At 62.5% G+C, this 26622-nt stretch carries 25 protein-coding genes; 16 read left to right on the top strand and 9 right to left on the bottom strand.

The genetic code is table 11. From position 1 onward, the window contains the following. The first annotated feature begins 51 nt into the window (after positions 1–51). The 7 genes from RA302_RS24200 (at position 52) to RA302_RS24170 (ending at position 7635) form a co-directional block, all read left to right on the top strand. Positions 52–1734, top strand: coding sequence for an FAD-dependent oxidoreductase (locus RA302_RS24200; RefSeq protein ID WP_030535178.1), 1683 nt, complete (start codon positions 52–54; stop codon positions 1732–1734). A gap of 216 nt (positions 1735–1950) precedes the next feature. Then, positions 1951–2874, top strand: a complete 924-nt coding sequence (locus tag RA302_RS24195; protein WP_007731397.1) for a L,D-transpeptidase — start codon at positions 1951–1953, stop codon at positions 2872–2874. A gap of 74 nt (positions 2875–2948) precedes the next feature. Continuing rightward, a complete protein-coding gene (locus RA302_RS24190) occupies positions 2949–3923 on the top strand; it encodes a sugar ABC transporter permease (protein ID WP_003940557.1) in 975 nt (324 codons plus the stop codon). Continuing rightward, positions 3920–4822: a carbohydrate ABC transporter permease gene (locus tag RA302_RS24185; RefSeq protein WP_003939837.1), complete on the top strand. Its 903-nt coding sequence runs from the start codon at positions 3920–3922 to the stop codon at positions 4820–4822. The genes RA302_RS24190 and RA302_RS24185 overlap by 4 nt, the downstream gene beginning before the upstream one ends. Before the next feature lie 37 nt (positions 4823–4859). After that, positions 4860–6191 (top strand): ABC transporter substrate-binding protein, encoded by a 1332-nt coding sequence (locus RA302_RS24180; RefSeq protein ID WP_003940485.1) that lies wholly within the window; start codon positions 4860–4862, stop codon positions 6189–6191. A 15-nt stretch (positions 6192–6206) separates the two neighbouring features. Next, positions 6207–7292, top strand: a complete 1086-nt coding sequence (gene ugpC, locus RA302_RS24175; RefSeq protein ID WP_007731405.1) for a sn-glycerol-3-phosphate ABC transporter ATP-binding protein UgpC — start codon at positions 6207–6209, stop codon at positions 7290–7292. Between the two features lie 16 nt (positions 7293–7308). Next, entirely contained in the window at positions 7309–7635 is a 327-nt protein-coding gene (locus RA302_RS24170) for a YnfA family protein (protein WP_003940244.1), read from the top strand. A 67-nt stretch (positions 7636–7702) separates the two neighbouring features. On the opposite strand, the gene RA302_RS24165 is transcribed toward RA302_RS24170, so the two are convergent. Next, entirely contained in the window at positions 7703–9661 is a 1959-nt protein-coding gene (locus RA302_RS24165) for a M13 family metallopeptidase (RefSeq protein ID WP_030535179.1), read from the bottom strand. A 112-nt stretch (positions 9662–9773) separates the two neighbouring features. Here RA302_RS24165 and RA302_RS24160 point away from each other — a divergent pair, with 112 nt between their 5' ends. Genes RA302_RS24160 through RA302_RS24150 form a run of 3 tightly spaced genes read left to right on the top strand, consistent with a single transcriptional unit; the run spans position 9774 to position 13052 of the window. Continuing rightward, entirely contained in the window at positions 9774–10223 is a 450-nt protein-coding gene (locus RA302_RS24160; RefSeq protein WP_030535180.1) for a helix-turn-helix transcriptional regulator, read from the top strand. A gap of 5 nt (positions 10224–10228) precedes the next feature. Further along, positions 10229–10639, top strand: coding sequence for a VOC family protein (locus tag RA302_RS24155; RefSeq protein WP_003940539.1), 411 nt, complete (start codon positions 10229–10231; stop codon positions 10637–10639). 52 nt (positions 10640–10691) lie between these two features. Then, entirely contained in the window at positions 10692–13052 is a 2361-nt protein-coding gene (locus RA302_RS24150; RefSeq protein WP_030535181.1) for an excinuclease ABC subunit UvrA, read from the top strand. 13 nt (positions 13053–13065) lie between these two features. On the opposite strand, the gene RA302_RS24145 is transcribed toward RA302_RS24150, so the two are convergent. From RA302_RS24145 to RA302_RS24120, 6 genes are all read right to left on the bottom strand, one after another. Beyond that, positions 13066–14019 (bottom strand): intradiol ring-cleavage dioxygenase, encoded by a 954-nt coding sequence (locus RA302_RS24145; protein ID WP_030535182.1) that lies wholly within the window; start codon positions 14017–14019, stop codon positions 13066–13068. A gap of 66 nt (positions 14020–14085) precedes the next feature. Further along, complete coding sequence (locus RA302_RS24140; protein ID WP_030535183.1) at positions 14086–15012, bottom strand: hotdog fold thioesterase; 927 nt, start codon at positions 15010–15012, stop codon at positions 14086–14088. A 44-nt stretch (positions 15013–15056) separates the two neighbouring features. Next, entirely contained in the window at positions 15057–15839 is a 783-nt protein-coding gene (locus tag RA302_RS24135; protein ID WP_003940511.1) for a pirin-like bicupin family protein, read from the bottom strand. A 115-nt stretch (positions 15840–15954) separates the two neighbouring features. Continuing rightward, positions 15955–16701 (bottom strand): pirin family protein, encoded by a 747-nt coding sequence (locus tag RA302_RS24130; protein ID WP_003939960.1) that lies wholly within the window; start codon positions 16699–16701, stop codon positions 15955–15957. A gap of 1 nt (position 16702) precedes the next feature. Then, positions 16703–17668 (bottom strand): pirin family protein, encoded by a 966-nt coding sequence (locus RA302_RS24125; RefSeq protein ID WP_030535184.1) that lies wholly within the window; start codon positions 17666–17668, stop codon positions 16703–16705. 114 nt (positions 17669–17782) lie between these two features. Then, positions 17783–18505, bottom strand: coding sequence for a helix-turn-helix domain-containing protein (locus RA302_RS24120; RefSeq protein WP_003939719.1), 723 nt, complete (start codon positions 18503–18505; stop codon positions 17783–17785). Between the two features lie 138 nt (positions 18506–18643). On the opposite strand from RA302_RS24120, the gene RA302_RS24115 reads away from it, so the two are divergent. The 6 genes from RA302_RS24115 (at position 18644) to RA302_RS24090 (ending at position 24113) form a co-directional block, all read left to right on the top strand. Further along, positions 18644–19093, top strand: coding sequence for a nuclear transport factor 2 family protein (locus RA302_RS24115; RefSeq protein WP_007731417.1), 450 nt, complete (start codon positions 18644–18646; stop codon positions 19091–19093). Between the two features lie 49 nt (positions 19094–19142). Next, on the top strand, positions 19143–19979 hold the full coding sequence (locus RA302_RS24110; protein WP_030535185.1) for an SDR family oxidoreductase: 837 nt from the start codon (positions 19143–19145) through the stop codon (positions 19977–19979). Then, positions 19972–20754, top strand: coding sequence for an SDR family oxidoreductase (locus RA302_RS24105; protein ID WP_030535186.1), 783 nt, complete (start codon positions 19972–19974; stop codon positions 20752–20754). The genes RA302_RS24110 and RA302_RS24105 overlap by 8 nt, the downstream gene beginning before the upstream one ends. After that, entirely contained in the window at positions 20751–22208 is a 1458-nt protein-coding gene (locus RA302_RS24100) for an FAD-dependent oxidoreductase (RefSeq protein ID WP_030535187.1), read from the top strand. Before RA302_RS24105 ends, RA302_RS24100 begins: the two co-directional genes overlap by 4 nt. Positions 22209–22284: 76 nt before the next feature. After that, positions 22285–23598: an MFS transporter gene (locus tag RA302_RS24095; protein ID WP_007731424.1), complete on the top strand. Its 1314-nt coding sequence runs from the start codon at positions 22285–22287 to the stop codon at positions 23596–23598. Between the two features lie 26 nt (positions 23599–23624). Further along, complete coding sequence (locus tag RA302_RS24090; protein ID WP_030535188.1) at positions 23625–24113, top strand: nuclear transport factor 2 family protein; 489 nt, start codon at positions 23625–23627, stop codon at positions 24111–24113. A gap of 68 nt (positions 24114–24181) precedes the next feature. Here the strand turns inward: RA302_RS24090 and RA302_RS24085 are convergent, their stop codons facing one another. Then, positions 24182–25822 (bottom strand): ABC-F family ATP-binding cassette domain-containing protein, encoded by a 1641-nt coding sequence (locus RA302_RS24085; protein WP_030535189.1) that lies wholly within the window; start codon positions 25820–25822, stop codon positions 24182–24184. 208 nt (positions 25823–26030) lie between these two features. Then, a complete protein-coding gene (locus tag RA302_RS24080; RefSeq protein ID WP_003940110.1) occupies positions 26031–26588 on the bottom strand; it encodes a TetR-like C-terminal domain-containing protein in 558 nt (185 codons plus the stop codon). Between the last annotated feature and the right edge of the window lie 34 nt (positions 26589–26622).

Genomic DNA, 26622 nt, shown 5'->3' with positions numbered 1-26622 from the left:
TATAGTCTGGGAACCAGTTCGAGCTTCGTGTTTCAGGGATAGGGGAATGTCATGGCGTATGTGATCACGCAGCCGTGCTGCAACGACGCCTCGTGTGTTGACGTGTGTCCGGTCAATTGCATTCACCCGACACCGGACGAAGCCCCGTTCGCGACCACCGAAATGCTCTACATCGATCCCGACACCTGCATCGATTGTGGTGCGTGTGTGGACGAATGCCCGGTCGAGGCGATCTTCCCGGACAACGAACTCGACGAGGACGACGCGCCGTACCTGCAGATGAACGCGTCGTACTTCGAGAAGCATCCGATGGGCCCGGATTGGCCCGAGCCGATCACGATGGCCAAGATCGATCCCGAACTGGGAACGCTGAAAGTGGCGATCATCGGCTCCGGCCCGGCCGCCTGCTACGCGGCGATGGAACTGACCGGCAAGCCTCGCGTCGAGGTCGACATGTTCGATCGACTTCCCACTCCCTACGGATTGGTGCGCGCCGGCGTGGCTCCGGATCATCCCGGAACCAAAGGCGTCACCGATCAGTTCCGCGCCGTGGTCGCGAAAAAGACCGTGCGCTGCCACTTCAACGTCGAGGTGGGTACCCACATCTCGCATTCGGAACTGTTGGACCATCACCACGCAGTGATCTACGCGGTAGGCGCTGCCGGGGATCGCAAGCTCGAGATCCCGGGCGAGGATCTGCCGGGAAGTCACGCTGCCACCGAGTTCGTCGCCTGGTACAACGGCCACCCGGGATATGCCGATCGGACTTTCGATCTGTCCGGCGAGCGAGCGGTGATCGTCGGAAACGGCAACGTCGCACTCGACGTCGCACGCATCCTGGTGACCGACCCTGACCAGCTTGCGAAGACGGACCTCGCCGAGCACGCATTGGAAGCGCTGCGGAACAGCAAGATTCGTGAGGTGGTCATTCTCGGGCGTCGTGGGCCGGCGCAGGCCGCGTACACCAATCCCGAACTGTTGGCGCTCGGACAGATGGCGAACGTGGACGTAGTCGTCGACCCGATCGAAGCCGAACTCGACGAGGCCAGTCAGGCGTTCGTGGACAGCGATGCCGCCGAGCCGTCCGTCCTGCTCAAGGTCAAGCAGGCGCAGGAATTTGCTTCGCGTACCGCAGATCCTTCTCGCAAGCGGATCGTTCTCCGGTTCCTCACCTCTCCCGTCGAGGTCCTCGGCGACGGTGCAGTCTCACAGGTGCGGATCGTGAAAAACGAATTGGTGGCAACGCCGACCGGTCAGCTCTCCGCCCGGCCTACCGAAACCGAGGAGACGATCGACACTTCACTGGTGCTTCGGTCGGTCGGATACCGCGGCACACCGATGGCCGATTTGCCCTTCGACGACGCTCGCGGCGTGATCCCCAACGAGAACGGCAGAGTAATCGACACCGAGACCGGCACGCCGATCCCGGGTGTCTACGTCGCGGGTTGGATCAAGCGCGGACCGACTGGCGTGATCGGCACCAACAAGTACTGCTCCGCCGAGACCGTGTCGATGATCTTCGACGACTTCGCTGGTGGGCGCCTCGCCACCCCGACCGAGGATGCCGACAAGTTGCAGGTTTTGTTGGCAGACCGGTCGCCGGATCAGGTGGACTATCAAGGTTGGCAGCGGATCGACAAGGCAGAACGCGCATCCGGTGCCGCAACCGGACGGCCGCGAACCAAACTCATCTCCATCGAATCCATGTTGGCGGCTGCCCGGAGCGAGGGATAGCAACGTTTGGGCGAACATCCGAATTGCTCGATTGCCGCTTTTGTGTGTTAATGACTATGGAAATGTGCGGTTTGCTCTCTTCGGCGTGCTCGGGTGTGTAGGTGTGCTCCGAGCGGGTGCGTCCGAATGGTGCATCGGCAGCGGTACCAGGCGGGTATCGATGCCGGCCGCGCAAAATCCACGTGAGTACGTGGTCAGTCGAGCGAAGGTAGTGACATGGGCAGCAAACAGGGTCGTCGGACGTCACGGGTTGCCGTGGCAATCGTCGGAGCAGTGGCCGCCGGCCTCGCTCTGGCCGGACCCTCAGCGGCTGTTCCGCTCTTTCCCGGTGGACCCGACATCCCGTTGCCCGTGATCCCCGGCGTTCCGTACCTCGACCCGGCAATTCCGGTTCCGGGCATCCCGGGTACGCCGATCCAGGCGCCCATCGGCGTCCCCAACTTCTCCGCTCCGTCGCTCAATCCGTCCGCGGGCGAGACCGTCGGTATCGCGCAACCGATCATCATTCGATTCAACGAGGCCGTCGGCGACCGTGCGACGGCCGAACGCGCTATTCGCGTGACCACCGATCCGCCGGTCGAGGGCAGCTTCTACTGGATCAACGACAGCCAGGTCCGTTGGAAGCCGACACAGTTCTGGCCGGCGAACATCTCCGTGACCGTCGACGCCGGTGATTCGCACTCCACGTTCAACATCGGTGATGCGCTCGTCACGGTCGCGGACGACAACACCAAGCAGGTCACGGTCACCCGCAACGGCGAGGTCGTGCGCACCATGCCGACGTCGTTCGGCAAGCCGGGCCACGAAACACCGAACGGCACGTACATCGTCGGCGAGCAGTTGCGCGACATGTACATGGATTCGTCCACGTACGGCGTTCCGATCGATTCTCCCGAGGGTTACCGCACCTACGTCGAGTACGCGACGCGAATTTCCTACAGTGGCATCTTCGTCCATGCAGCTCCGTGGTCGGTTGCGCAACAAGGTTTCACCAACGTCAGCCACGGCTGCCTCAATGTCAGCACCGAGGACGCCAAGTGGTTCTTCGAGAACGCAGGCAAGGGTGACCCGGTGATCGTGCAGAACACCGCAGGTGGAGTCCTCAGCGGCGCCGACGGATTGGGCGACTGGAACCGCTAGACATCGACGAGGAAGGCCCTGCGCGAGAAGTATTCGCGCAGGGCCTTTTTCGTGTCGCGTTCAGCTCGAGTGTCTTGTACGTTCACCATTCATTCGTTGCGGGCGGTCAGACTGCCTCAGTGAGATCGAGTCCGGAAAGAACGCTGCCCACATCAGGCAAGCCAGGTCTGTGGGGCAGACCATGGCGTGATTACGCGCTGTTCGCGCTCTTGGTCGGTCCCAATCTCGCGTTGCTGATCTTGTTCACCTATCGCCCGCTGGTGGACAACATCCGACTTTCGTTCTTCGACTGGAACATTGCGGACCCGAAGGCGACGTTCATCGGGCTGAGCAATTACCGCGAGTGGTTCGGACGAAGCGACACCTGGCAGATCGTCACCAACACAGTGGTATTCACATTGGTCACAGTGGTGGGTTCGATGGTCATCGGTTTGGCGTTGGCCATGCTGCTCGATCGCAAGCTCGTCGGGCGAAACCTGGTCCGGTCGGCCATCTTCGCGCCGTTCGTGATCTCCGGTGCAGCGATCGGTGTCGCGTTTCAGTTCGTCTTCGACCCCAACTTCGGCCTGATCCAGGATCTCCTGCACCGTGTCGGACTCCAATCGCCCGACTTCTATCAGGATCCCCACTGGGCGCTGTTCATGGTGACGGTGACATACATGTGGAAGAACCTCGGGTACACGTTTGTCATCTATCTCGCTGCACTGCAAGGAGTTCGGCAGGAGCTGAACGAAGCTGCCGAAATCGACGGCGCCAAGCCGTGGACCAAGTTTCGCCGGGTTCTCCTACCTCAGTTGCGCCCGACGACGTTCTTCCTCTCCATCACCGTCATGCTCAACTCGCTCCAGGTCTTCGACATCATCAACGTCATGACCCGTGGTGGCCCGCTGGGTACGGGGACGACGACGATGGTCTACCAGGTGTACAACGAGACGTTCCGAAACTTCCGGGCGGGCTACGGTGCGACGGTTGCCACCATCATGTTCCTGATCCTGCTGATCATCACCGTCTACCAGGTTCGTGCCATGGATCGGGGAGAAGAGAAATGACAGCGGTAGAGGAAAAGAAAAGCGCTGCTCCGACTTCCGTCGTTAGGCCGGGGCCGGACCGCAAGAACGTGGACCGGCGTGAGGTCGGTGTGAAGATCCTCGGCTATGCGGCAATGGTGATCGCGTTGGTCATCATCGTCCTGCCGCTCTACTGGATCGTGATGACCTCGTTCAAGGAGCGCCCGGAGATCTACACGCAGCCGGCAACGTGGTGGCCGTCGTCGCTGCATCCCGAAAACTATTCGGAAGCAACCACATCGGTCCCGTTCTGGATGTTCTTGCGGAACTCGATAGTGATCACGACGATTCTGTCGGCGGCGAAGTTCGTTCTGGGGACTCTCAGCGCCTATGGGTTGGTGTTCCTGCGCTTCCCGGGGAAGAACTTCGTCTTTCTCGGAATCATCGCCGCATTGATGGTTCCGAACCAGATCACCGTGATCTCGAATTACGCGCTCGTGGCAGAGTGGGGCTGGCGTAACACGTTCCAGGGCATCATAGTTCCGCTCGCGGGTGTAGCCTTCGGTACGTTCCTCATGCGCAACCACTTCCTCTCGATCCCTTCGGAGATCGTCGAGGCGGCGCGGATGGACGGAGCCGGCCACTGGCGGTTGCTCTGGCGCGTGGTGCTCCCCGTTTCCGGACCCACGATGGTGGCGTTCGGCATCATCACGGTGGTCAACGAATGGAACGAGTACCTGTGGCCGTTCCTCATGTCCGACGATTCCTCGGTGGCGCCGCTGCCGATCGGATTGACCCAACTGCAGAACAACGACGGACTTACCAACTGGGGTCCGGTCATGGCAGGAACGGTGCTGACGATGCTACCGATCCTGGTGATTTTCCTTCTGCTGCAACGACACATGATCAAGGGCCTCACCTCCGGTGCGGTCAAGGGCTGACAGCTTTCCCGTCACATTTCTTTCTCGAGGAGCAGTAATGGCAAACATGAACAGGCGCGGATTCTTGAGCCTCGGCGGTGCAATCGCCGCCGGCGCCGCACTGACCGCGTGCGCGGGATCCGGCGGGTCGAGCGCTGATGCTGCGGGAACATCCGGTGCGTCGGGTGATTCCAACACCATCACCTTCTGGTCGAACCATCCGGGTAAGTCCACCGACGTGGAGAAGGAACTGATCAACCGCTTCCAGACCAAGTACCCGGACCTGAAGGTCAACTTGGTGGACGGCGGCAAGAACTACGAAGAGGTGGCACAGAAGTTCAACGCTGCCCTCTCCGGTGGAGATGTGCCCGATGTGGTTGTGCTGTCGGATGTCTGGTGGTTCAACTATGCACTGGCCGGGGCAATCGAGCCGCTCGACGGACTCTTCTCCGAGGTGGGGGTCGACTCGGCCGACTACGTCGATTCACTGCTCGCCGACTACCTGTTCCAGGGCAAGCACTATGCGCTTCCCTACGCGCGGTCGACGCCGTTGTTCTACTACAACAAGGCGGTCTGGTCGCAGGCAGGTCTTCCCGACCGTGGGCCGGCGACATGGCAGGAGTTCGACGAGTGGGGACCCGAGCTGCAGAAGGTCGTGGGCAACGGCAAGTTGGCACACGGGTGGGGCAACGCGAAGGATTACCTCGGCTGGACCTACGAAGGCCCAATCTGGACGTTCGGCGGCTCGTACTCCGACCAGTGGAATCTGCAGCTCGACAACGAGAAGACCATTGCCGCAGGGCAGTTCCTCTCCAGCATGATTCACGACAAGAAGTACGCCGCGGTCTCCACTGACATCGCAAACGAATTCGGTACCGGCATTCTGGCGTCGACCATCGCGTCGACGGGCGATCTGTCCGGCATCAAGAAGACTGCCAACTTCGACTTCGGCACCGCTTTCCTCCCGGCAGTGGACGGAACTCCCGGTTGCCCCACCGGCGGTGCCGGGCTTGCCATCCCGTCCAAGATCTCCGATCAGCGTAAGAAGAACGCGCTCAAGTTCATCGACTTCATCACCAATGGTGAGAACACGGCGTACTTCTCGCAGAACGTCGGCTACATGCCGGTCCGCAAGTCGGCAACCTCGGAGCCGAGCATGAAGGCGTTCCTCGACGCGAACCCCAACTCCCGTACCGCTGTGGATCAGCTCTCGCGTACGCGCTCGCAGGACTACGCACGCGTGTTCGTCCCGGGTGGGGATCAGATCATCGGCACCGGACTCGAGCAGATCGCTCTCCAGAAGGCCGACGTCGCATCGACATTCGCCGGCGTTGCCACGCAGTTGCAGCAGATCATCGACCGGCAGATCACCCCCAAGCTGCCGAAGTAGTAGGAGAGAACACTCATGGCCAACGTGCAATTCGCGGGAGTCACGCACCGCTACGAAGGAACCGATCGACCGGCAGTCGACCGTCTCGACCTCGACATCGCCGACGGTGAGTTCCTGGTACTCGTAGGACCTTCCGGTTGCGGTAAGTCCACCAGCCTGCGAATGCTCGCCGGTCTCGAGTCCGCGTCGGACGGTCGGATCGAGATCGGCGGCACGGACGTCACGCACCTCGCTCCGCGAGCACGTGACGTCGCCATGGTGTTTCAGAGTTACGCGCTGTACCCGAACATGACCGTCGAGCAGAACATGGGCTTCGCGCTCCAGAATGCCGGAGTGGGAAAGACGGAGCGCCGGGAGCGGGTACTCGAGGCCGCGCGGATGCTCGAACTCGAACCCTTGCTCGGACGGAAACCGGCAAAGCTGTCGGGCGGGCAACGTCAGCGAGTTGCCATGGGTAGAGCCATCGTTCGCCATCCCAAGGTGTTCTGCATGGACGAACCACTCAGTAATCTGGACGCCAAACTGCGCGTCAGCACACGGTCGCAGATCGCCGCCCTACAGCGTCGACTCGGCACCACGACGGTCTACGTCACCCACGATCAGGTCGAGGCGATGACGATGGGGGACCGAGTGGCGGTGATGCTGGACGGTCGCTTGCAGCAGGTGGCGAAGCCGCGCGAACTCTACGACAACCCCGTCAACACCTTTGTGGCCGCCTTCATCGGATCGCCCGGCATGAACCTGATCGAAGCGCCGGTCGAGGGAACCGTCGCAGTGCTCGGTGATCTGCGGATTCCGCTGCCCACCGGGGCGTCCGAGCGGGAGCGGGTCGTCGTGGGAGTGCGCCCGGAATCGTGGGATCTGGTGGGAGCGTGGCGAAAGGGCTCGCTGGCCGTGGATGCCGATCTGCTCGAAGAGTTGGGAGCCGAATCGTTCGTCTATGCAAAGGGTGCCCCGGATTCGCAGTGGCAGAGCCGATCCGGTCGAATCGTCATTCGCGTCGACCGGAAGATGTCGGTGGCACCGGGGGAGTCGCTTCATCTGCTGCCCAAGGCCGGCGAGGTGTACTTCTTTTCCGCGGAGACCGGAGTACGTCTGTAGCGATACTGTGTGCGGCATGACCGTCGCACGTTCGCTGTTGCTGTTCGTACTCGCCGCGCTGCTCGAAATCGGGGGCGCGTGGTTGGTGTGGCAGGGAATTCGCGAGCACAAGGGATGGATCTGGGTGGGGCTCGGCGTCATCTCGCTCGGCCTCTACGGTCTGGTCGCCACCATGCAACCCGATGCGAACTTCGGGCGCATCCTCGCCGCGTACGGCGGGATCTTCGTCGCAGGTTCACTGCTGTGGGCGGTGGTGATGGACGGATTCCGCCCGGATCGTTTCGACATCGCCGGTGCGCTGATCTGTCTGGTCGGCGTCGGGGTGATCATGTACGCCCGGTAGGCCTTCGGCCCCGTGCGCGCTCAGGGAGTCCAGGGGGTCCTCGAGCGCGCACAGGGGCTTGCCCCTGCTACCAGATCTTCACACGCTTCTCCGGCTCCAAATACAGTGCGTCACCGGGCTTGACGTCGAACTCCTCGTGGAACGTGTCGAGGTTGCGGACGACGCCGTTGCACCGGAACTCCGGCGGCGAGTGCGGGTCGACGGCCAGACGGCGAAGCGCTTCGGCCTCACGGGCCTTCGTGCGCCATACCTGCGCCCACCCGAAGAACACGCGCTGCAAGCCGGTGAGTCCGTCGATGACCGGAGGTTCGATACCCTCGGTCGCGATCTTGTACGCCGCGATCGCGATCGACAGGCCGCCGAGGTCGCCGATGTTCTCGCCGATCGTGAACTCGCCGTTGACGTGGTGGCCCGGCAGTTCCTTGGGCTCGAACTCGTTGTACTGCTCGATGAGAGCCTTTGTGCGCTTGCCGAATTCGCTGCGGTCCTCGTCGGTCCACCAGTCGACCATGTTGCCGTCGCCGTCGTACTTGGCGCCCTGATCGTCGAACCCGTGACCGATCTCGTGGCCGATGACGGCGCCGATGCCGCCGTAGTTGGCAGCGTCGTCGGCTGCCGCGTCGAAGAACGGCGGCTGGAGAATGGCTGCGGGGAAGACGATTTCGTTCATGCCCGGGTTGTAGTAGGCGTTGACGGTCTGCGGCGTCATGAACCACTCGTCACGGTCGACGGGGCCGCCCAGCTTGGCCAGGTCACGGTCGTACTCGGCGGCGTATCCGCGACGGTAGTTGCCCACCAGGTCGGTTGCCGAGATCTCGAGTCCGGCGTAGTCGCGCCACTTGTCGGGGTAACCGATCTTCGGGGTGAACTTCTCGAGCTTGGCCAATGCAGCCTCACGAGTCTGCGGGCTCATCCACTCGAGGTCGGAGATGTTGCGGCGGTACGCCTCCTGCAGGTTTGCGACCAGTTCCAGCATGCGGGTCTTCGCCTCTGCGGGGAAGTGTCGATCGACGTAGAGCTTGCCGACGGCCTCGCCGAGCAGATCCTGGACCAGGCTTACCCCGCGCTTCCAGCGCTCACGGTTCTCTTCGGTCCCGGACAGTGTGGTGCCGTAGAAAGCGAAAGTCAAGTCGACCAGGGCCGAATGCAGGTAAGGGGAGCGGGCATGAAGCACCTTCCACGCCGCCCATGCCTTCCAGTCGTCCAGTGACTCCGACGCCCAGAGTGCGGTGAAGGTGTGCAGGAATTCGGGCTGGCGGACCACGATCTCGGCGAACTTCTCCGAATCGGCGCCGAGACCGGACAGCCAGGCCGCCCAGTCCAAACCGGGGTTCTGCTCGGTCAGTTCCTCGAAGCCCACCAGGTTGTAACTCAAATCTGCGTCACGACGCTTGACGACGTCCCAGTGCCCGGCCGCGATCTTCTTCTCGAGTTCGAACACACGCTGGGCGTCGTACCCGACGCCGGCCAGGGTGAACATCTTGTCGATGTGCGCGACGTACTTCTCGCGGATCTCCGCGTAGTTGTCCTCGCGGTAGTACGACTCGTCGGGGAGGCTGATTCCCGACTGGCTGAAGTGGATCAGGTACCGCTCGGAGTTCTTGGCATCGGTGTCGACGTAATGCGAGATGGCACCGCCGACGCCGACGCGCTGGTGGCGTCCGATCACGGTGGCCAGCGACGACCGGTCCGGCGCATCGGCGACGGCGTCGAGCTCGTCGTCGATGGGGCCGAGGCCTGCGGCCTCCACGGCGTCGGCGTCCATGAAGCTCGAGTACAGGTCGCCGATGCGCTGTGCATCGGTACCGGCGGCCGAGTTGGACTCCGCGGCTTCGGTGATGATGGTCTGTACGTCTTCTTCGGCCTTGTCGTAGAGCGTCCGGAAGGCCCCGTCGACTGCGCGGTCTGCCGGAATCTCGTATTCGGCGAGCCATTTTCCGTTGACGTGGACGAACAGATCGTCCTGCGCCCGTGTGTCGCCGTCGAGGTGGGTGAGGTCGATGCCTGAGCGATGAGCCGTGGTCATTTCTCCATCCTTACACGATCATGACGAACTGCTCGGTGTGTGCGCGATCGCTCCACGCCGAGTTCATCTCTTGTGCTGGGCAACGTCGGTATGGCATGGCACGATCGAATACGTGACCAGCAGACCTGCCGCAGATCCGCACCTGCAGGACCTCGCGCGACTACGACGTGTGCGAGACCGTATCGACCGGGAGTACGCGCGGCCTCTGGACGTGGAGGCGCTCGCGCGGGGAGTGAACATGTCTGCGGGGCATCTCAGTCGCCAATTCCGTCAGGCATACGGAGAACCGCCGTACGCCTACCTGATGACCAGGCGAATCGAGCGAGCGATGGCGTTACTGCGGCGCGGAGACCTCAGTGTCACGGACGTCTGCTTCGAGGTCGGTTGCAGCTCTCTCGGCACTTTCAGCAGCAAGTTCACCGAATTGGTGGGGGTTCCGCCCAGTGTCTATCGGCGCGAGGCCGAGCAGTCGACAGCAGGAATGCCGTCCTGCGTGTCCAAACAAGTCACCAGACCGATCAGGAATCGAGAAGCGCAGACCGCGCAGCCGCAATTAACGTGATCGCCATGGACATCACCATTCACTCGAGTTTCCTTCCGCAGGACGACCCTGAAGCCGCCCTGAACTTCTATCGCGACACGCTCGGCTTCGAGGTTCGCAACGACGTCGGCTACGACGGGATGCGTTGGATCACGGTGGGGCCGCCCGGCCAGCCCGGCACCTCCATCGTGCTGCATCCGCCGGCCGTCGATCCCGGAATCACCGACGAGGAGCGCCGCACCATCATCGAGATGATGGCCAAGGGCACCTACGGCGGACTTCTCCTGGCCACCAAAGATCTGGACGACACGTTCGAGCGGCTTCAGGCCGGCGACATCGACGTCGTCCAGGAACCGACCGAGCAGCCGTACGGCGTTCGCGATTGCGCCGTCCGGGACCCAGCGGGAAACCTGATCCGTATTCAAGAACTGCGCTGAGCCCGTCAACTGCGCTGAGACCGTCGGCGATCGACTGACAGATGGAGACACGATGACTGCCTTGCACACCGCAGACAGCCACGATTTGATCCGCGTGCAAGGCGCGCGGGTGAACAACCTCGAAGACATCAGTGTCGAGATCCCGAAGCGGAGGCTGACGGTATTCACCGGCGTCTCCGGTTCGGGGAAGAGTTCGCTGGTGTTCAGTACGATCGCCGCGGAATCGCAGCGGATGATCAACGAGACCTACAGCGCTTTCGTTCAAGGATTCATGCCGACGCTCGCGCGGCCGGACGTCGATGTTCTCGACGGCCTGACCACCGCGATCATCGTCGATCAGCAGCGGATGGGAGTCGACCCGCGCTCGACCGTCGGAACCGCCACCGACGCCAACGCGATGCTCCGCATCCTGTTCAGCCGTCTCGGAAAGCCTCACATCGGTTCGCCTCAGGCGTTTTCGTTCAACGTGGCCTCGATCTCCGGAGCAGGCGCGGTCACGATGGAACGCGGCGGACGTCAGACGAAAGAGCGTCGCAGCTTCAAGATCACCGGCGGCATGTGTCCGCGGTGTGAGGGACGAGGGGCGGTCAACGATTTCGATCTGACCGCGTTGTACGACGACACCAAGTCGCTCAACGAGAGTGCGATCACGGTCCCCGGCTACAGCATGGAGGGTTGGTACGGCCGGATCTACCGCGGCTGCGGTTTCTTCGATCCCGACAAGCCGATCAAGAAGTACACCAAGAAGGAACTGAACGATCTGCTCTACAAAGAGCCGACCAAGATCAAGGTCGAAGGCATCAACCTGACGTACACGGGTCTGATTCCGCAGATTCAGAAGTCGTTCCTGGCCAAGGACGTCGACGCGATGCAGCCCCACATCCGGGCTTTCGTCGAGCGGGCGATCACGTTCACCACCTGCCCCGAATGCGACGGGACGCGACTGAGCGAGGGGGCGCGGTCGTCGAAGATCAAGGGCGTCAACATCGCCGACGCCTGCTCGATGCAGATCAGCGATCTCGCGGAATGGGTCAGCGGACTGAAGGAGCCTTCGGTCGCGCCGTTGCTCACGACGCTCGGTGAAACGCTCGACTCGTTCGTGGAGATCGGACTCGGCTACCTCAGTCTCGATCGGCCGTCGGGAACCCTCTCCGGCGGTGAAGCTCAGCGCACCAAGATGATTCGTCACCTGGGTTCCTCGCTCACCGACATCACGTATGTTTTCGACGAGCCCACCACCGGCCTGCATCCGCACGACATCGCGAGGATGAACGACCTACTGCTGCGCCTGCGGGACAAGGGCAACACCGTGCTCGTGGTCGAGCACAAGCCGGAGACGATCGTGATCGCCGATCACATCGTCGACCTCGGTCCGGGTGCGGGTAGCGCCGGCGGAAACGTCTGCTTCGAGGGCACCGTCGACGGTTTGCGTGCCAGCGACACCGTCACCGGCCGTCACTTCGACGACCGGGCCGCAATCAAGGAGACCGTTCGCGAGTCCACCGGAGCAATCGAGATTCGTGGAGCGAACTCACACAACCTGCAGGACGTCGACGTCGACGTACCGCTCGGCGTCCTGGTCGTGGTCACCGGTGTCGCCGGGTCGGGCAAGAGTTCGCTGATCCACGGCTCGCTCGCGAAACGCGAAGACGTGGTGTCGGTCGATCAGAGCGCGATCCGCGGCTCGCGTCGGAGCAACCCGGCGACGTACACGGGGCTGCTCGACCCGATTCGCAAGGCATTCGCCAAGGCCAACGGCGTGAAGCCGGCGCTCTTCAGTGCCAACTCCGAGGGCGCCTGCCCGACGTGCAACGGCAACGGCGTCATCTACAGCGACCTGGCGATGATGGCCGGCGTTGCCACTCGCTGCGAGGAGTGCGAGGGCAAGCGCTTCCAAGCCGAGGTACTCGAATACAAATTCGGTGGCAAGGACATCAACGAGGTTCTCACGATGTCGGTGGCCGAGGCCGAGGAGTTCTTCGGCGACGGTGAGGCCAAGACCCTCGCTGCGCACAAGATCCTCGTCCGACTGGTCGACGTGGGGCTCGGATACCTCACGATCGGCCAGCCGTTGACGACGCTGTCGGGCGGTGAGCGTCAGCGCATCAAGCTGGCAACCCACCTGGGTGAGAAGGGCGGCGTGTACGTCCTCGACGAGCCGACCACCGGACTGCACCTGGCCGACGTCGAGCAGTTGCTCGGCCTGCTCGATCGACTGGTCGATTCCGGCAAGTCAGTCATCGTGATCGAGCACCACCAAGCGGTGATGGCACACGCAGACTGGATCATCGACCTCGGCCCTGGTGCGGGTCACGACGGCGGTCGGATCGTCTTCGAGGGCACTCCCGAGGAGCTCGTCGCCGACGGCTCCACCCTCACCGGAAAGCACCTCGCGGCATACGTCGGCAGCTGACCGGGCTCCTACCTCAGGCGTCGATACCCAGGTTGATGACGGCGAGGTAGGACCCGTCCGACTGCTTTTCGACGGTCATGAGGCCGGTGTCGTCGTAGATGCCGTCACTGGCGTTGTTCGTGTTGTTCTCACGACCGGTGTGCTCGCTGTACGGGGACTGCGAGTACACCTCGTCGAGAAGGGTCTCGTCGAAGAAGGTCTGCGACGTGAGGACCGTCTTCTTGTCGATGTGAACCTTGACGTGGATGTGGGTGGTGCGGCCCATGTACCAGCCGGGGAAGATCGTGGTGAACTGTGCGATGCCGTTTGCATCGGTGGTCTGCGCCCCGCGCAGATAGGTGCCGTCGTCGGTGGTGGTGGCTTCGGTGTCGCCGACGCTGTACGAACCGTCGGAGGTCTCACCGGACCCTCCCATGCCACCGCCCATTCCGCCTCCGGGTGCACCTGACGGAGGTTCACCCATCCCGCCGGCCGGGGGAGTTCCGCCGCCACCGCCGCCGCCGTTGGCGCTCAGCGAACCGGATTCGAAGCCGGAGTACACGCCGCCGGCGTCGCAGTGCCAGATCTCGACGACGGCGTTACTGACCACGCCGATGCTGCCGTCGACGTTGCACTGGCTGTTGTCCTGCACGCGCATCGCAACCTGCAGCGTGGTGCCCGGACGGTCCTCGCGGATGTCGCCGCGAATGGAGTCGACGTCGAACCAGTAGGGACCCTGCGTCTCTTCCTTGCTCATGACACACTGCGGTGCTTTGGCCAGAAGTGCGGTGACAGCGTCGCCGGACGTGGCCGCTGCGGAAGTGCCGGAAGTGGTTGTCGTCGACGCAGCCGCAGCCGAAGTCGTCGTGGCGGTGCCACTGTTGCCGGAGCACGCTGCGATGAGCCCGCCGAGACTGATGGTTCCGCCGAGGGCGAGAGCCCGCCGACGGCTCACGCGCAGCCTGCTCGCTTCGATGTCTTTGTTCACGCCGCTGTACCTCCATTGTGTGGGCTGTTGTCTCAATGGTGGACGGGCGACCTGGTGCGGAACTGGTTATCCGCTGTGAACTTGCTGGGAGAGCATCTGAATGCTCGAAGTGGCCCGCACATAGACCTGTCCGCCGGCGTCGACGATGCGAGTTTCGATCAGCGCGAGCCTGCGCCCGGCACGAATCACGGAGGCCTCGGCGCGCAAGACCGGCCCGCCGATGTCGGGTGAGCGCAGGAAGTCGATCTTGTGGTCGAGGACGCGATAGTCCTGGTCGACGCGGGTCAGGGTCTGGGCAGACAGGCCAGTGATGGCGTCGACTGCCGAGATGAGGACACCGCCCTGAACGGCGCCCAACGGGTTGGCCATCCAGGCCACGGGTGCGAACTCACCGACGACGGAACCCGGGGTCACGTCGACGACAGCAAGATCGAGGAGACCGGCGAGTGGACCGCGTTCGAGTTTGCCGTCGCGGATTCCTTCGACGACGTCGGACCCGGACAACCCGCTCAGGTTGCTTGTCTTCTCCGGCGTCGGGACGGGCAGCGGCTCGCCCTCCACGTAGTCGTCGATTCCCACGACGGGGGGACGCGAGACCACCATGGCGCGACCGGCCATCACTGCCAGAAGGGTGCCGTTCTCGTCGCGAAGTTGCCCGGATGCGAGTCCGACGCCGTCGTCGAGATGCACGAGTGTTCCGGTGGCACCGACGTCCGCGACGTCGGGGATGTCGGCGCCCGCACTGACCGTGACCTGCGCGAGCACGGACTGATGGCCCGAGGTCAGTCCCGAGTACACCGCGCCACCCATGGCACCGTCGATCATGACTCCGATGGAACCGAGCACGGTCTTGCCACGGTGATCGTGGAATCGCTTGCCGACGGCCTGCGCGAAGGCCAGGTCCCCGGGCTCGACCGAAACGGCGCGCACACCCATCAATGTGTTGAGTGGGTCAAGCTTCTTGACGGGCGCGGCGGAGTTGTCGATGCTCATCCGTCGAGTATCTCCAGCGCGCCGAGTCCTGCCGAGACCGGGTCTCAACCACCGATACGTGAATGCATCTCCCAGACGAGGACTTCGGCCCCGGCGTCGGAGGTCAGCTGCTGGCCACCCGAATCGCTCAACCGGACAGCATCGCCCTCGTACAGTGTGCCGACGCCCTCCATCTCGGCAGTGCCCTGCGCGACGAAGACGTGCAGGAACCGTGCGCCCGGAAGATTCACGGAGGTGCCCGGCAGAATGCGTGCGACATGCATGGCGGCGTTCTTGTTGTTGATGCGAATCGCCGAATGATCCTTGTAGCGCTCCATCCCGGAGGCAACCGGGATCAGACCGCCGCGCAGCAGTTCGTCGTCGATCTCGAGCTGTTCGTAACCGGGGGTCAGTCCACCTTCGTCCGGTACCACCCACATCTGAATGAAATGCACGGGGTCGGAATGCTGTTCGCCGCCGATACGCCACGAATCGTTCTTCTCACTGTGCATGATTCCGGTACCGGCGCTCATGCGCTGGGCGAGTCCCGGATAGATGACGCCGGTGTGGCCGATGGAATCCTGGTGCACGAGCGAACCGCGAAGCACCCAGGTCACGATTTCCATGTCCTTGTGCGGATGGGTGTCGAAACCGGTTCCCGCCAGTACGGTGTCGTCGTTGTTGACGAGCAGCAATCCGTGATGAGTGTTGTCCGGATCGTAGTGCTGTCCGAACGAGAACGAATGTTTCGAATCCAGCCAGGAGACGCGGGATTTCAAGCGATCGCCGGAGCGGTGCACATCGATGTGCGGTGTCGTCCGTGGGGCCTGTGCTCGACCAGATGCCATGGCTCCTCCTTCTGTACCACCGGGATCCACCACAATCGGGATCCGCCACTACCGGCGTCCACCCTACGACGAACCTGCTGTGTAGTCCGAACATTGGGCGTACTCGGTGGTGTCGTCAGTTCGTCGACGCGTGCATCTCCCACACGAGTATCTCCGCATCGCCGATTCCCTCGACTCGTTGACCGCCAGTATCCTTGAGTCGCAACGAATCTCCCGGACCGAGCAATCCGACTCCCTCGACGTCGACAGTGCCACCGGCGATGAAGCCGTGCACGTACGGCGCATCCGGGAGAGATACCGACCCACCGGTCTCGAGGCGAGCAACATGCAGTGCCGCATGTTTGTTGTGCAAGCTGATCGCGCTGTGGTCGCGATGCGCGGGCATCCCCGACGCCAGGGTGATCAGGCCACCGCCGTCGAGTTCGGAGTTGATGTCGAGTTCCTGATAGCTCGGAGTCACTCCGGATTCGTCCGGGGGTATCCACATCTGGACGAGGTGAACGGGCTCGGTGACACGTGAGCCGTCGGCCCGGAAGCGATCGTTGCGCTCGGAGTGCAGGATTCCGGTACCGGCGCTCATTCTCTGCGCGAGTCCGCGATGGATGACTCCGGAGTGCCCAGCGGAATCCTGGTGAACCAGAGATCCGCTGAGCACCCACGTCACGATCTCGGTGTCGCGGTGCTGATGAGTGTCGAAACCGTAGTCGGCTTCGATGATGTCGTCGTTGTTCACCAACAGAAGTCCGTGCGCGTACGCGGCGTGATCGAAGTTTCCGGCGAAGGGGAAACTGTGACGCGCCGTGAGCCAGCCGTAGTTGAGATGCGCACGTTCGTCAGCTCGCTGGACGACTACCGACGACATGTCAGCTCAGCGTCTCGTGTGCCGCCGGGATGGATCCCAGGCGTCCGGCCTGGAAGTCCTCGAAGGCCTGCATGACCTCGGACTTGGTGTTCATGACGAACGGCCCGGCCATCGCGATGGGCTCACGAATCGGTTTGCCGCCGAGGATGAATACCTCGAGAGATTCGGTCCGTGAATCCTGGCGATCGGAAGCGGCGACGGTGATGGAGTCACCGCGTCCGAAGACAGCTGTCTGTCCGACACGAATGGGCCGACGCTCGGCCCCGACCGTGCCTTCGCCGGCGAGGACGTAGACGATCGCGTTGAACTCGGGGTTCCACGGAAGCGTCAGGCTCGCACCCGGGGCCACAGTCGTGTGGGAGAGCGCGATGGGTGTGTACGTCGATCCGGGTCCGGCGTGGCCGGCGATGTCTCCGGCGATGACGCGTACCAAGGCTCCGCCGTCCGGCGAGGAAAGCAGGGCCACCTTGTTACCGGTGATGTCCTGGTACCGCGGCGCTGCCATCTTGTTGTCGCGAGGCAGGTTGACCCACAGTTGGACGCCGTGGAACAGGCCGCCGCTGAGGACGAGGTGCTCCGGCGGAGTTTCGATGTGGAGGATGCCGCCACCCGCGGTCATCCACTGGGTGTCGCCGCCGCCGATAATGCCACCGCCACCGTTGGAGTCCTGGTGCTCCATGATGCCGTCGATCATGTAGGTCACGGTTTCGAAGCCGCGGTGCGGGTGCCACGGTGTGCCCTTGGGTTCTCCGGGTGCGTAGTTGACCTCGCCCATCTGGTCCATGTGGATGAAGGGATCGAGGGCGGAGAGGTCGATGCCGGCGAAGGCGCGGTGAACGGGAAAGCCTTCACCTTCGTATCCGACCGGTGCGGTGGTGATGCTCTTGACGGGGCGGTCGACTGCTGACTCTGCCGGCTCGTCGAGACGGGGCAGGGCCAAGATGTTCTCGACTGTCACAGCAGGCATGTCGTACTCCTTGTATCCGTGAAGCTGATGTCAGGTAGTTGATTGTTCAACTATCTCATTCGGAGTCAACAAAGTCGAGCCCCGGGTATTCCCGGGGCTCGACTGGTGTTCGGATCAGCGCAACATGCTGCCGAGGGTTTTTGCCGCTGCCATGACCTCGGCGCCCAGCGCTGCTTGGTCCTCGGAGTCGAAGACGGAAATTCCGAGGCTGGAGATGGCGTCGCGGCGTCTGCCGGGGATGACTGCCGAGATTCCGAGGACGGACGGGATGACCTCGCCGACGGTCACTGCGTAGCCGCGTGCGCGTGCCGCCGTCACTTCCTCTCGTTCCCCGCTCGTCGGCGGGAGTGAGGCAAGGATGGAAAGCCCGGCGGAGCCGCGGTCGATCGGATCGACCTGCCCTGGATGAAACGCGACGTGAACCTTGGCGCTGCGCGGTTCGACCACCATCAGCGCGCGCACTTCGGTATCGCTCTCGCGGACCACCAGGTGCGCTGTCGCCTCGGTGGCCTCGGCAAGTTCTTGAAGTATCGGGCGAGCGAGAGTGCGCAAATCCTGTTCCACCGGTTCGGCGAGGGTGACCAGGCCGGCGCCGAGAGTGACGCGCTTGAAGGAGTCCTTGCGGCACAGGTGATGAGCCTCGAGCGTGCGGATCAACCGATGTGCGACAGTCCGGTGGACTCCCACTCCGTCGGCAATGTCCGTGACTGACAAACCGTGCGGATAGGACGTCAGGAGTTCCAAGATCTCGAGTCCGTGGTGCAGCGTTTTCGACATGCTCGAGTCCACTTGAACTGCGCTTTTGCGCGGTCGGTGTTCCTCGCTCAGCTCTGACATCAAATCCCTTTCTTGACGTTTGTGAGGTATGCCACCTACGCTTTGAACATATCGCACAGTTTGTGCGATTATCGCACACTTTACGGAGCTGCACAACCTTCGGGTGGATGCAGCACAGCGTGTTCGGAGAGAACCTTCATGAGCAACTACAGCGTCGTGGCAACGGAGGATGTTGCCGCAATCCACCAGCTGTACGGCCACCAGAGTCATTGCATAGACTCTGGGCGCCAGCAGGATTGGGCGCAGACATTCACCGATGGCGGTGAGTTTCATTCCCCCAGTTATCCGGAACCTGTGGTCGGTTTCGACGACCTTGCGGCTTTTGCTGCTCGCTTCTTCGCTGCGGCGGAAGCTGCCGACGAGGTGCATCGCCACGTTCTGACCAATCTCGTCGTCGAGGCGGTGGACGAGAGTGCTCTCACAGTGCACGGGTACCTGCAGATCGTTGCCACCGCTCGCGGCGGAGACTCGCGACTGGTGCGGATGACAACTGTCACAGATCACGTGGTTCGGGTCGGTGAGGAGTGGAAGATCGCCCGCCGCACCGTTTCCCGCGACGACGCGCCCCGAGCGTCCGAACAAGCTTGAAGTACCGAAATGTTTCTTGCACAACAATATTCAGTAGGAGAAGTACATCATGACCGAAAGCTCTGACCAGACGAACCCGGGCCGTACCGTTGTGACGCAGATGTCGGCGGTGTACCCGGAGTTGGCAGGCAAGGTCGCAGTGGTGACCGGCGCGGCTCAGGGGATGGGTGCGACGTTCGCCGAAGGACTGGCAACACGCGGCGTACATGTCGTCGGCGCCGACATCAACGAAGAGCAGATGCTCGCCACGGCCGCACGAATCAACACGGACCTCGAATCGAATGCACTGGCGGACAAGCCGGGTCGCGTCGTCGGAGCTCGGGTCGACGTCACCAAGCCCGACGAGCATGAATTGCTTGCGCAGTTGGCGTTGAAGGAGTTCGGCCGGGTCGATTTCTGGATCAACAATGCGGGTATCTTCCCGTTTGCGCTGGCCGAGGAGATCACCCCGGAGCAGATCGGCGCAACGCTGAGTGTCAATGTCGAAGGAGTGCTCTACGGTGCTCAGGCGGCGGCACGTCACCTCGGTCCCGGCGGCGCCATCGTCAACATGTCTTCGGTGTCTGCGCTGCGTGTGCGGAAGGGGAGGGGCGCATACTGCACGTCGAAAGCTGCCGTTGCGCACCTCACGGAGTCTCTCGCAGTGGAGTTCGGCGACAAGGGGATTCGGGTCAACTCCATTGCGCCTGGCTACATCGACACGGCGATGACGAAGTGGGTTCAGGAAGATCCGATCGCGCTCGCGAACGCACTCGACTCGGTACCGCTGCATCGTCTGGGCTCGCCCGAAGAGGTCTTCGGCCCGCTGCTGTTCCTGCTCTCGGACAGCGCGCGTTACGTCACCGGGCACAGCATTGCGGTGGACGGTGGTTCGCGGCATGTCTGAGTCCACGACATATCCCGGCGTCGTTCTCGTTACCGGCGGTGCTGCCGGGATGGGAGCGCATCACGCGCACACTCTCGCCGCGCGCGGTTCGCATGTCTGCATTGCCGATGTTTCGGATTCATCCGGCGTGGTCGACGACATCGTCGCCGCAGGCGGATCGGCATCCGCTCATCTTCTCGACGTCACCGATGCCGATGCCTGGGACCGGGTTGTCGACGAAATTCGCACCACCCGTGGGGAACTCGGCGGACTGGTCAACAATGCCGGCATCTCGCGTCGGCTCGAATTCATGGACACCCCGAACGACATCTGGGAACTGACCATGAAGATCAACCTCTTCGGCCCGTTCTACGGTATGAAGGCGGTGGCGCCGCTGATGCGCGAGAGTGGTGGCGGATCGATCGTTAACATCTCGTCCATCGCCGGTCAGATCGGATACTTCTCTCCGGCTTACTCGTCGAGCAAGTGGGGTCTGACCGGTCTGTCGAAGTCGGCCGCAGGCAACTTCGCGCAGTGGGGGATTCGCGTCAACTCGGTGCACCCGGGACTGGTCGGTACGGCGCTGCTCGGCGGCGCGAACGACTTCGTCGCCGCGTCACTGAAGTCGGTTCCCTTCGGACGCATGGGAACTCTCGACGAGATCACCGAAGCAGTGCTGTTCCTGCTCTCGAACAGTTCCACCTACACCACCGGTACGGAACTCACTGTCGACGGCGGGTTGGTGTCGAACGGTCTTTACCACCGCATCATCGCGGAGACTGGAGAACTTTCATGACCGAACACTGGGACGTCGTTGTCATCGGTGGCGGCGGAGCAGGTCTCGCCGCTGCGGTGTCGGCAGCTGAAGAAGGCGCATCCGTTCTGCTGTTCGAATCCGAAACCGAACTCGGTGGATCCACCGCGCTGTCGGCCGGCATCTTCACGGCCGCCGGAACGAGCGTGCAGGCCGGCCTCGGCGTCGACGACTCGGCAGAGAAGTTCTTCCAGCACTACATGGACCTCAACCAGTGGATGCTCTCACCCGGATTGATTCGTGCGTTCTGCGAAAACGCCGGTCCGACACTGGAATGGCTCATCGGACTCGGCGTCGAGATTCCCGCGACGATCTCGGGTAACGCTCACCAGCCGGGACTCGCCCAAGCCGGCGTCGAGGACGTCTGGCGCGGCCACGTGCCCAAGGACCAGGGATACGGACTGATTCAGGTGCTGGACAAGGCTCGTCGTAAGCACGGGATCGAGGTCATCTTCGGAACACGGGTGCAGAAGCTGATCGAGGAAGACGGTCGGGTTGTCGGCGTTGTCGCCGACGACATCGAGGTGCCTGCGGGCGCCGTCGTTGTTGCCTCCGGTGGATTCGCGCAAGATCCGGGTTTGGTGGAACGCCACTTCCCGGACGCGAACAAGGCCGGAGAGGCCTTGTTCGTCGTCGCAGCCGAGGGGAGCCGCGGAGACCATCTTCGTTTTGCCGAAGACCTCGGTGCTTCCCTGGCGGGCGACGGCTGGGGTCTGATGCTGCCCACCGTCTACTTCCAGCGATTCCACCACTGGCAGGCCGGCTTTCCGCCGAAGTCGCGGATCTACGTCAACCAGGACGGCCGTCGTTTCATGGACGAGGACAGCTCGTACGCGGTCTCGACCGGCATCATCGACCATCAGGGTGGATACGGTTGGATGATCTTCGACGAGGACGCTCGCGTGAATCTGGCTCCAGGATATGCGGATTGGAATCCCGAACGCATCGAGGAAGAAGTTGCCGCCGGTGGCACGATTCGTGCGGACACGATCGAAGACCTCGCAGTGGCTACGGGTGTTCCGGTTGCGACGTTGGCGCAAACCCTGCGTCGATGGAACGACCAACTGCCCAGCGGTCACGACGACGACTTCCTCCGCCATCGCACGTTGCGGAACAAGGGTGCCGTCGGCAATCCGGATCCTATTGCGACAGCTCCGTTCTATGCCGCGAAAATCCTTCCGGCAGAGCTCGTCTGTACGCATGCGGGAATGGAGATCAACACCGATGCGGCCGTCCTCGGCAGCACCGGAGTACCTATCGAGGGTCTGTACGCCGCAGGTGAGGCCGGCGCCGGAATCCTCGGACTGAGATACGTGGGCGGCGGCAATGCGGTTGCCAACGCTTTGACCATGGGCCGCGTAGCGGGACGTAATGCGGCGAATTACACCAGGACCAGCGCTGAGAGCGCACCGGTCCATTCCATCGCGCACTCCTGACGTCCGACGTCTGCGCGGCACCGAATCCAGTCAGTATCCAATCCAGGCAGGGAACAACATGTCAGAGAATGAGACCATGGCGAGAGCCGAATCCACCGAGGGCAGCAGCGTGGCAACCGAACGACAGTCGACGACGAAGGTAATTCGCGCGGCCATCGTCGGTACCGTCGTCGAGTACTACGACTTCGGTATCTACGGATACATGGCCACGACGATCGCCGCGCTGTTCTTCGTTTCCCATGACCCGAACGCAGCACTGCTCGGTACCTTTGCAGCATTCGCCGTGGCCTTCTTCCTACGCGTGCCCGGCGGCATCTTCTTCGGCCACATCGGCGACAAGTACGGCCGCAAGAACGCGCTGTCCTGGACCATCCTCCTGATGGTTCTCGCGACAGCCGGAATGGGCCTGCTGCCGACTTACGCCACGTTGGGTGTGTGGGCGACGTCCATCCTGGTTCTGGCTCGTTGCCTGCAGGGCTTCGCGGCCGGCGGTGAACTCGGCGGCGCCAACGCGTTCGTCTCCGAGTCCGCTCCCAAACGGTGGCGTGCGACGCAGACCTCGATGGTCAATACCGGCACCTACCTGGGTTCGCTGGCAGCTTCGCTCATGGCCCTCGGCTTGACGTCGGTGTTCTCGCAAGAGCAGATCCTCGAATGGGCTTGGCGTATCCCGTTCCTGCTCAGCCTGCTGATCGGTGGCATCGGTATCTGGATCCGCAGCCAGATGGAAGACACTCCTCAGTTCGAAGAACTGCAGGACAAGGGTGAGACCAAGAAGCTTCCCATCCGTGAGTTGCTCAGCACCTCCGGTGGCAGCGTCGTCAAGATCATCCTGCTGGGCGCACTCATCACCGGCGGTTACTACATCGCCTCGGTGTATGCCGCGACGTACCTGCAGACCACCGGCGGTCATTCGTCGCGCGTTGCTTTCCTTTCCACTTCTCTTGCACTGGTTCTCGGCGTCATCACGTTGCCGATCTCGGGATACATGGCAGACAAGTACGGGCGTCGGCCGGTGCTGTTCGCCGGTAGTGCCGCCGCAGTGGTTCTCGGAATCCCGATGTTCATGATGATGGCCGGTTCTGGCATCTGGCAGGCGGTTGTCGGTCAGTCAGTGCTCTTCATCTGCGTTTCCGTTGTCAACGGTGCTTCGTACGTGACCTATGTCGAAATGCTGAAAGCATCTGTGCGGTACAGCGGTCTGGCATTGGGTAACAACGTCACCAACATGTTCCTCGGTGGCACCGCGCCTTTCATCGCCACCTATCTCATCAGCTTGACCGGTAACTCTCTCGCTCCGGCTGGATACTTCGTCTTCTGTGCGGTGATCACCCTCGTCACGGTCTTCTTCATCAAGGAGACCAAGGGTGTTGAACTGCAGGTTGATTGATCATCGGGTAGAACAGGAGCCTGACCGTGTCCCTCGCTGACAAGCAAGAAATCACCGAAGTTCTGTATCGCTACGCTCGGGCCGTCGATCGGAAGGATTTCGACAGCGTGGCCCTCTGCTACTTCGACGACGCGATAGACAACCACGGTGGTTACATCGGAACCGTCGACGGGCTGATCGAAGACATGAAGCTCAGACACAAGACGATCGACTCGTCGATTCACTGCATTTCCAACATACTGATCGACGTCAACGGCGATGTCGCTCAGTGCGAGTCGTACTGTTTGTGCTTTCTGCGGCAAGAGCGTTCCGGTACGGATACGGTGCAGACGCTTGCGACGATCAAATGCCGTTACGTCGACAGGTTCGAAAGGCGCCACGGTGAATGGCGAATCGCCGATCGGATTGTCGTGTTCGACGAATCCCGTGAAGACGTGATCGAGAACATCCTGTCCACGGACTGGGTGACGCAACGTCGATCCTTCGACGATCCGGTGTACACCAGGACGCCTTGACCAGTAGTGCAGACGAAGGCCTTCACACACATCGTGTGTGAAGGCCTTTCGCCTGTTCACTTCTCGTGTCAGCCCACTGCGCCTGGTGCGGCGACCTCGGTCAAACGGCCGTCCGAGAGCCTGAGCCAGCGTTCGACCTTGACCTCGGCCAGGAATCTCTCGTCGTGGCTGACCACCACGAACGCCCCCTGATATGCATTCAGGGCACTTTCGAGTTGAGCAACGCTCACCAAGTCGAGGTTGTTGGTCGGCTCGTCGAGAAGAAGCAGCTGCGGGGCCGGATCGGCGAAGAGAACGCACGCCAATGTAGCCCGCAGTCGTTCACCGCCCGAGAGTGCAGCGACGGGAAGATGAGCACCCGCACCCCGAAAGAGGAAGCGCGCCAGGATGTTCATGCGTTCCGGTGCCGGTAGGCCTGGAGCAGACAAGGCAAAGTTCTCTGCGACGGTGCGTGCGGGGTCGAGTAGGTCGAGCCTCTGCGACAGGTATGCCACTCGACCGTCGGCTCGCGTGATCTCACCGGAAGTCGGCGCCACATCCCCGTTGACGATGCGTAGCAACGTCGACTTTCCGACGCCGTTCGGCCCGGTCAACGCGATACGCTCCGGTCCTCGAATGGCCAGGTCGATTCCGGAGTCGGCGAAGATCGCATGATCACCGAACGCGAATTGCATTCGCTCACCGAGGAACACCGTCCGGCCGGCGGGTACATGTGTGCCAGGCAATTCGAGTGAAATCGTCTGGTCGTCTCGAAGAGCGCGGCCCGCTTTGTCGAGTCGGTCCTTCGCCGCGTCGACCCGGGCGAGGTGTGTCTCGTTGGCCTTGCCTGCCGACTCCTGAGCATTGCGCTTCATGGTCCCCGCAAAGATCTTGGGCAAGCCCGCGTTCCCGAGATTGCGGGCAGCGTTACTTGCGCGTCGCGAAGCACGTTCTCGGGCCTGCTGCAGTTCGCGCTTCTCGCGCTTGACCTCTTGCTCGGCGTTGCGGATGTTCTTCTCCGCCACTTCGCGAGCCGAGCGTGCCGCGGCTTCGTAGTCGGTGAAATTGCCACCGTAGAAGCTGATCTCGCCGCTGTGAAGTTCGGCGATGCGGTCCATGCGGTCGAGTAGTCCTCGATCGTGACTGACCACCAACAGACAACCACTCCAGTCGTCGAGAACGTCGTAAAGCCTGCGGCGCGCGTCCAGGTCGAGGTTGTTGGTGGGTTCGTCGAGGAGAAGGACATCGGGGCGTCGCAGGAGTTGCGCCGCCAGTCCGAGCGAGACGACCTGCCCGCCGCTCAGAGTGTCGAGGCGACGATCGAACGTCATGTCGGCCAAACCGAGTCGACCGAGTTGGGCTCGCGTTCGTTCCTCGATATCCCAGTCGGACCCGATTGTCGTGAAGTGTTCTTCTCGTGTGTCCCCGGATTCGACTGCGTCCAACGCAGCGAGCGTCGGGGCGATGCCCAAGACCTCGGCAATGGTCAGATCGCCCGTCAGTGGCAGGTCCTGCGGAAGGTATCCGAGAACGCCGTCGACGGACACACTGCCGGCGCGCGGCCGCAACTGGCCGGCGATCAATCTGAGCAGAGTGCTTTTCCCGACGCCGTTCTGGGCCACCAGCCCGGTTCGGCCGCCGGGCACGGTGAATGACAATTCGTCGAAGACCGGAGTGTCGTCCGGCCAGGCAAAAGACAGATTCGAGCAAACGATGTAGGTATCGGACATGAATAGACCTCAGGTGTTGTGCGGGCGCGGCAACGCTGCTCCGCGAAGAGTCGGGTAAGTGAACGACAACATGGCCACGACGGCAGCGCTCCGAGGCGTCTGCCGGTGGCCGTCATGCCCGGTTTTATCCGGAGATGTCGAGTTCACCAACCATGTCTGATCCTTTTTGGTCTGTGTTGTTTCATCCGACGATAACAGGAGCCGGTATCTACATACGAGCAATACCGGCGCAGAGAAGTTCGACCAGTCGTCGATACACCCGATCCGGGTCGGTGCCGGCCGGTTGTCCCTCTACCGATTCGAGGATGCAGAAGCCGTGCAGCGCACTGCGAAGAGACCACGCCGCCTGCTCCGAATCATCCGGGCTCAGACCGTATCCCGCGATCACCTTGTTGATGACGTCGACCACCTCGCCGACGGCGGAGACCAGATCGGGATGCGGAGCAGTGGGGTAGCGGTCGGTGATGGCGTAGAGCCCGGGGTGTACTCGGACGAACGCACGCCATGCGTCCGCGAGCGCCATGACGGCGTCGTCGCGCGAGAGACCGACCGCGGCGGCACGCAGTTGTTCGGCGAGAAGGTTGCGTGCGAGGAGGCTGAGTTGATGGTGGACGTCGTCGACCCCGTCGACGTGTTTGTACAGCGCTGACTGCCGGACGTCGAGGGTCTCGGCGAGTTGACTCAGTACCAGAGCGTCGGCGCCTTTGCTGTCGACGAGATCGGCTGCGGCAGCGATCACGCGTTCACGGGTAACCGGAGTTCTCATGCACGCATCTTCCCTGTATGACAGGCTTCGCGTC

It is taken from the genome of Rhodococcus sp. DN22, assembly GCF_036669995.1.
Classification (GTDB): Bacteria; Actinomycetota; Actinomycetes; order Mycobacteriales; family Mycobacteriaceae; genus Rhodococcus_F; species Rhodococcus_F erythropolis.
Note: the sequence above shows the minus strand (reverse complement) of the source record. Positions and strands in the feature narration are given on the sequence as shown.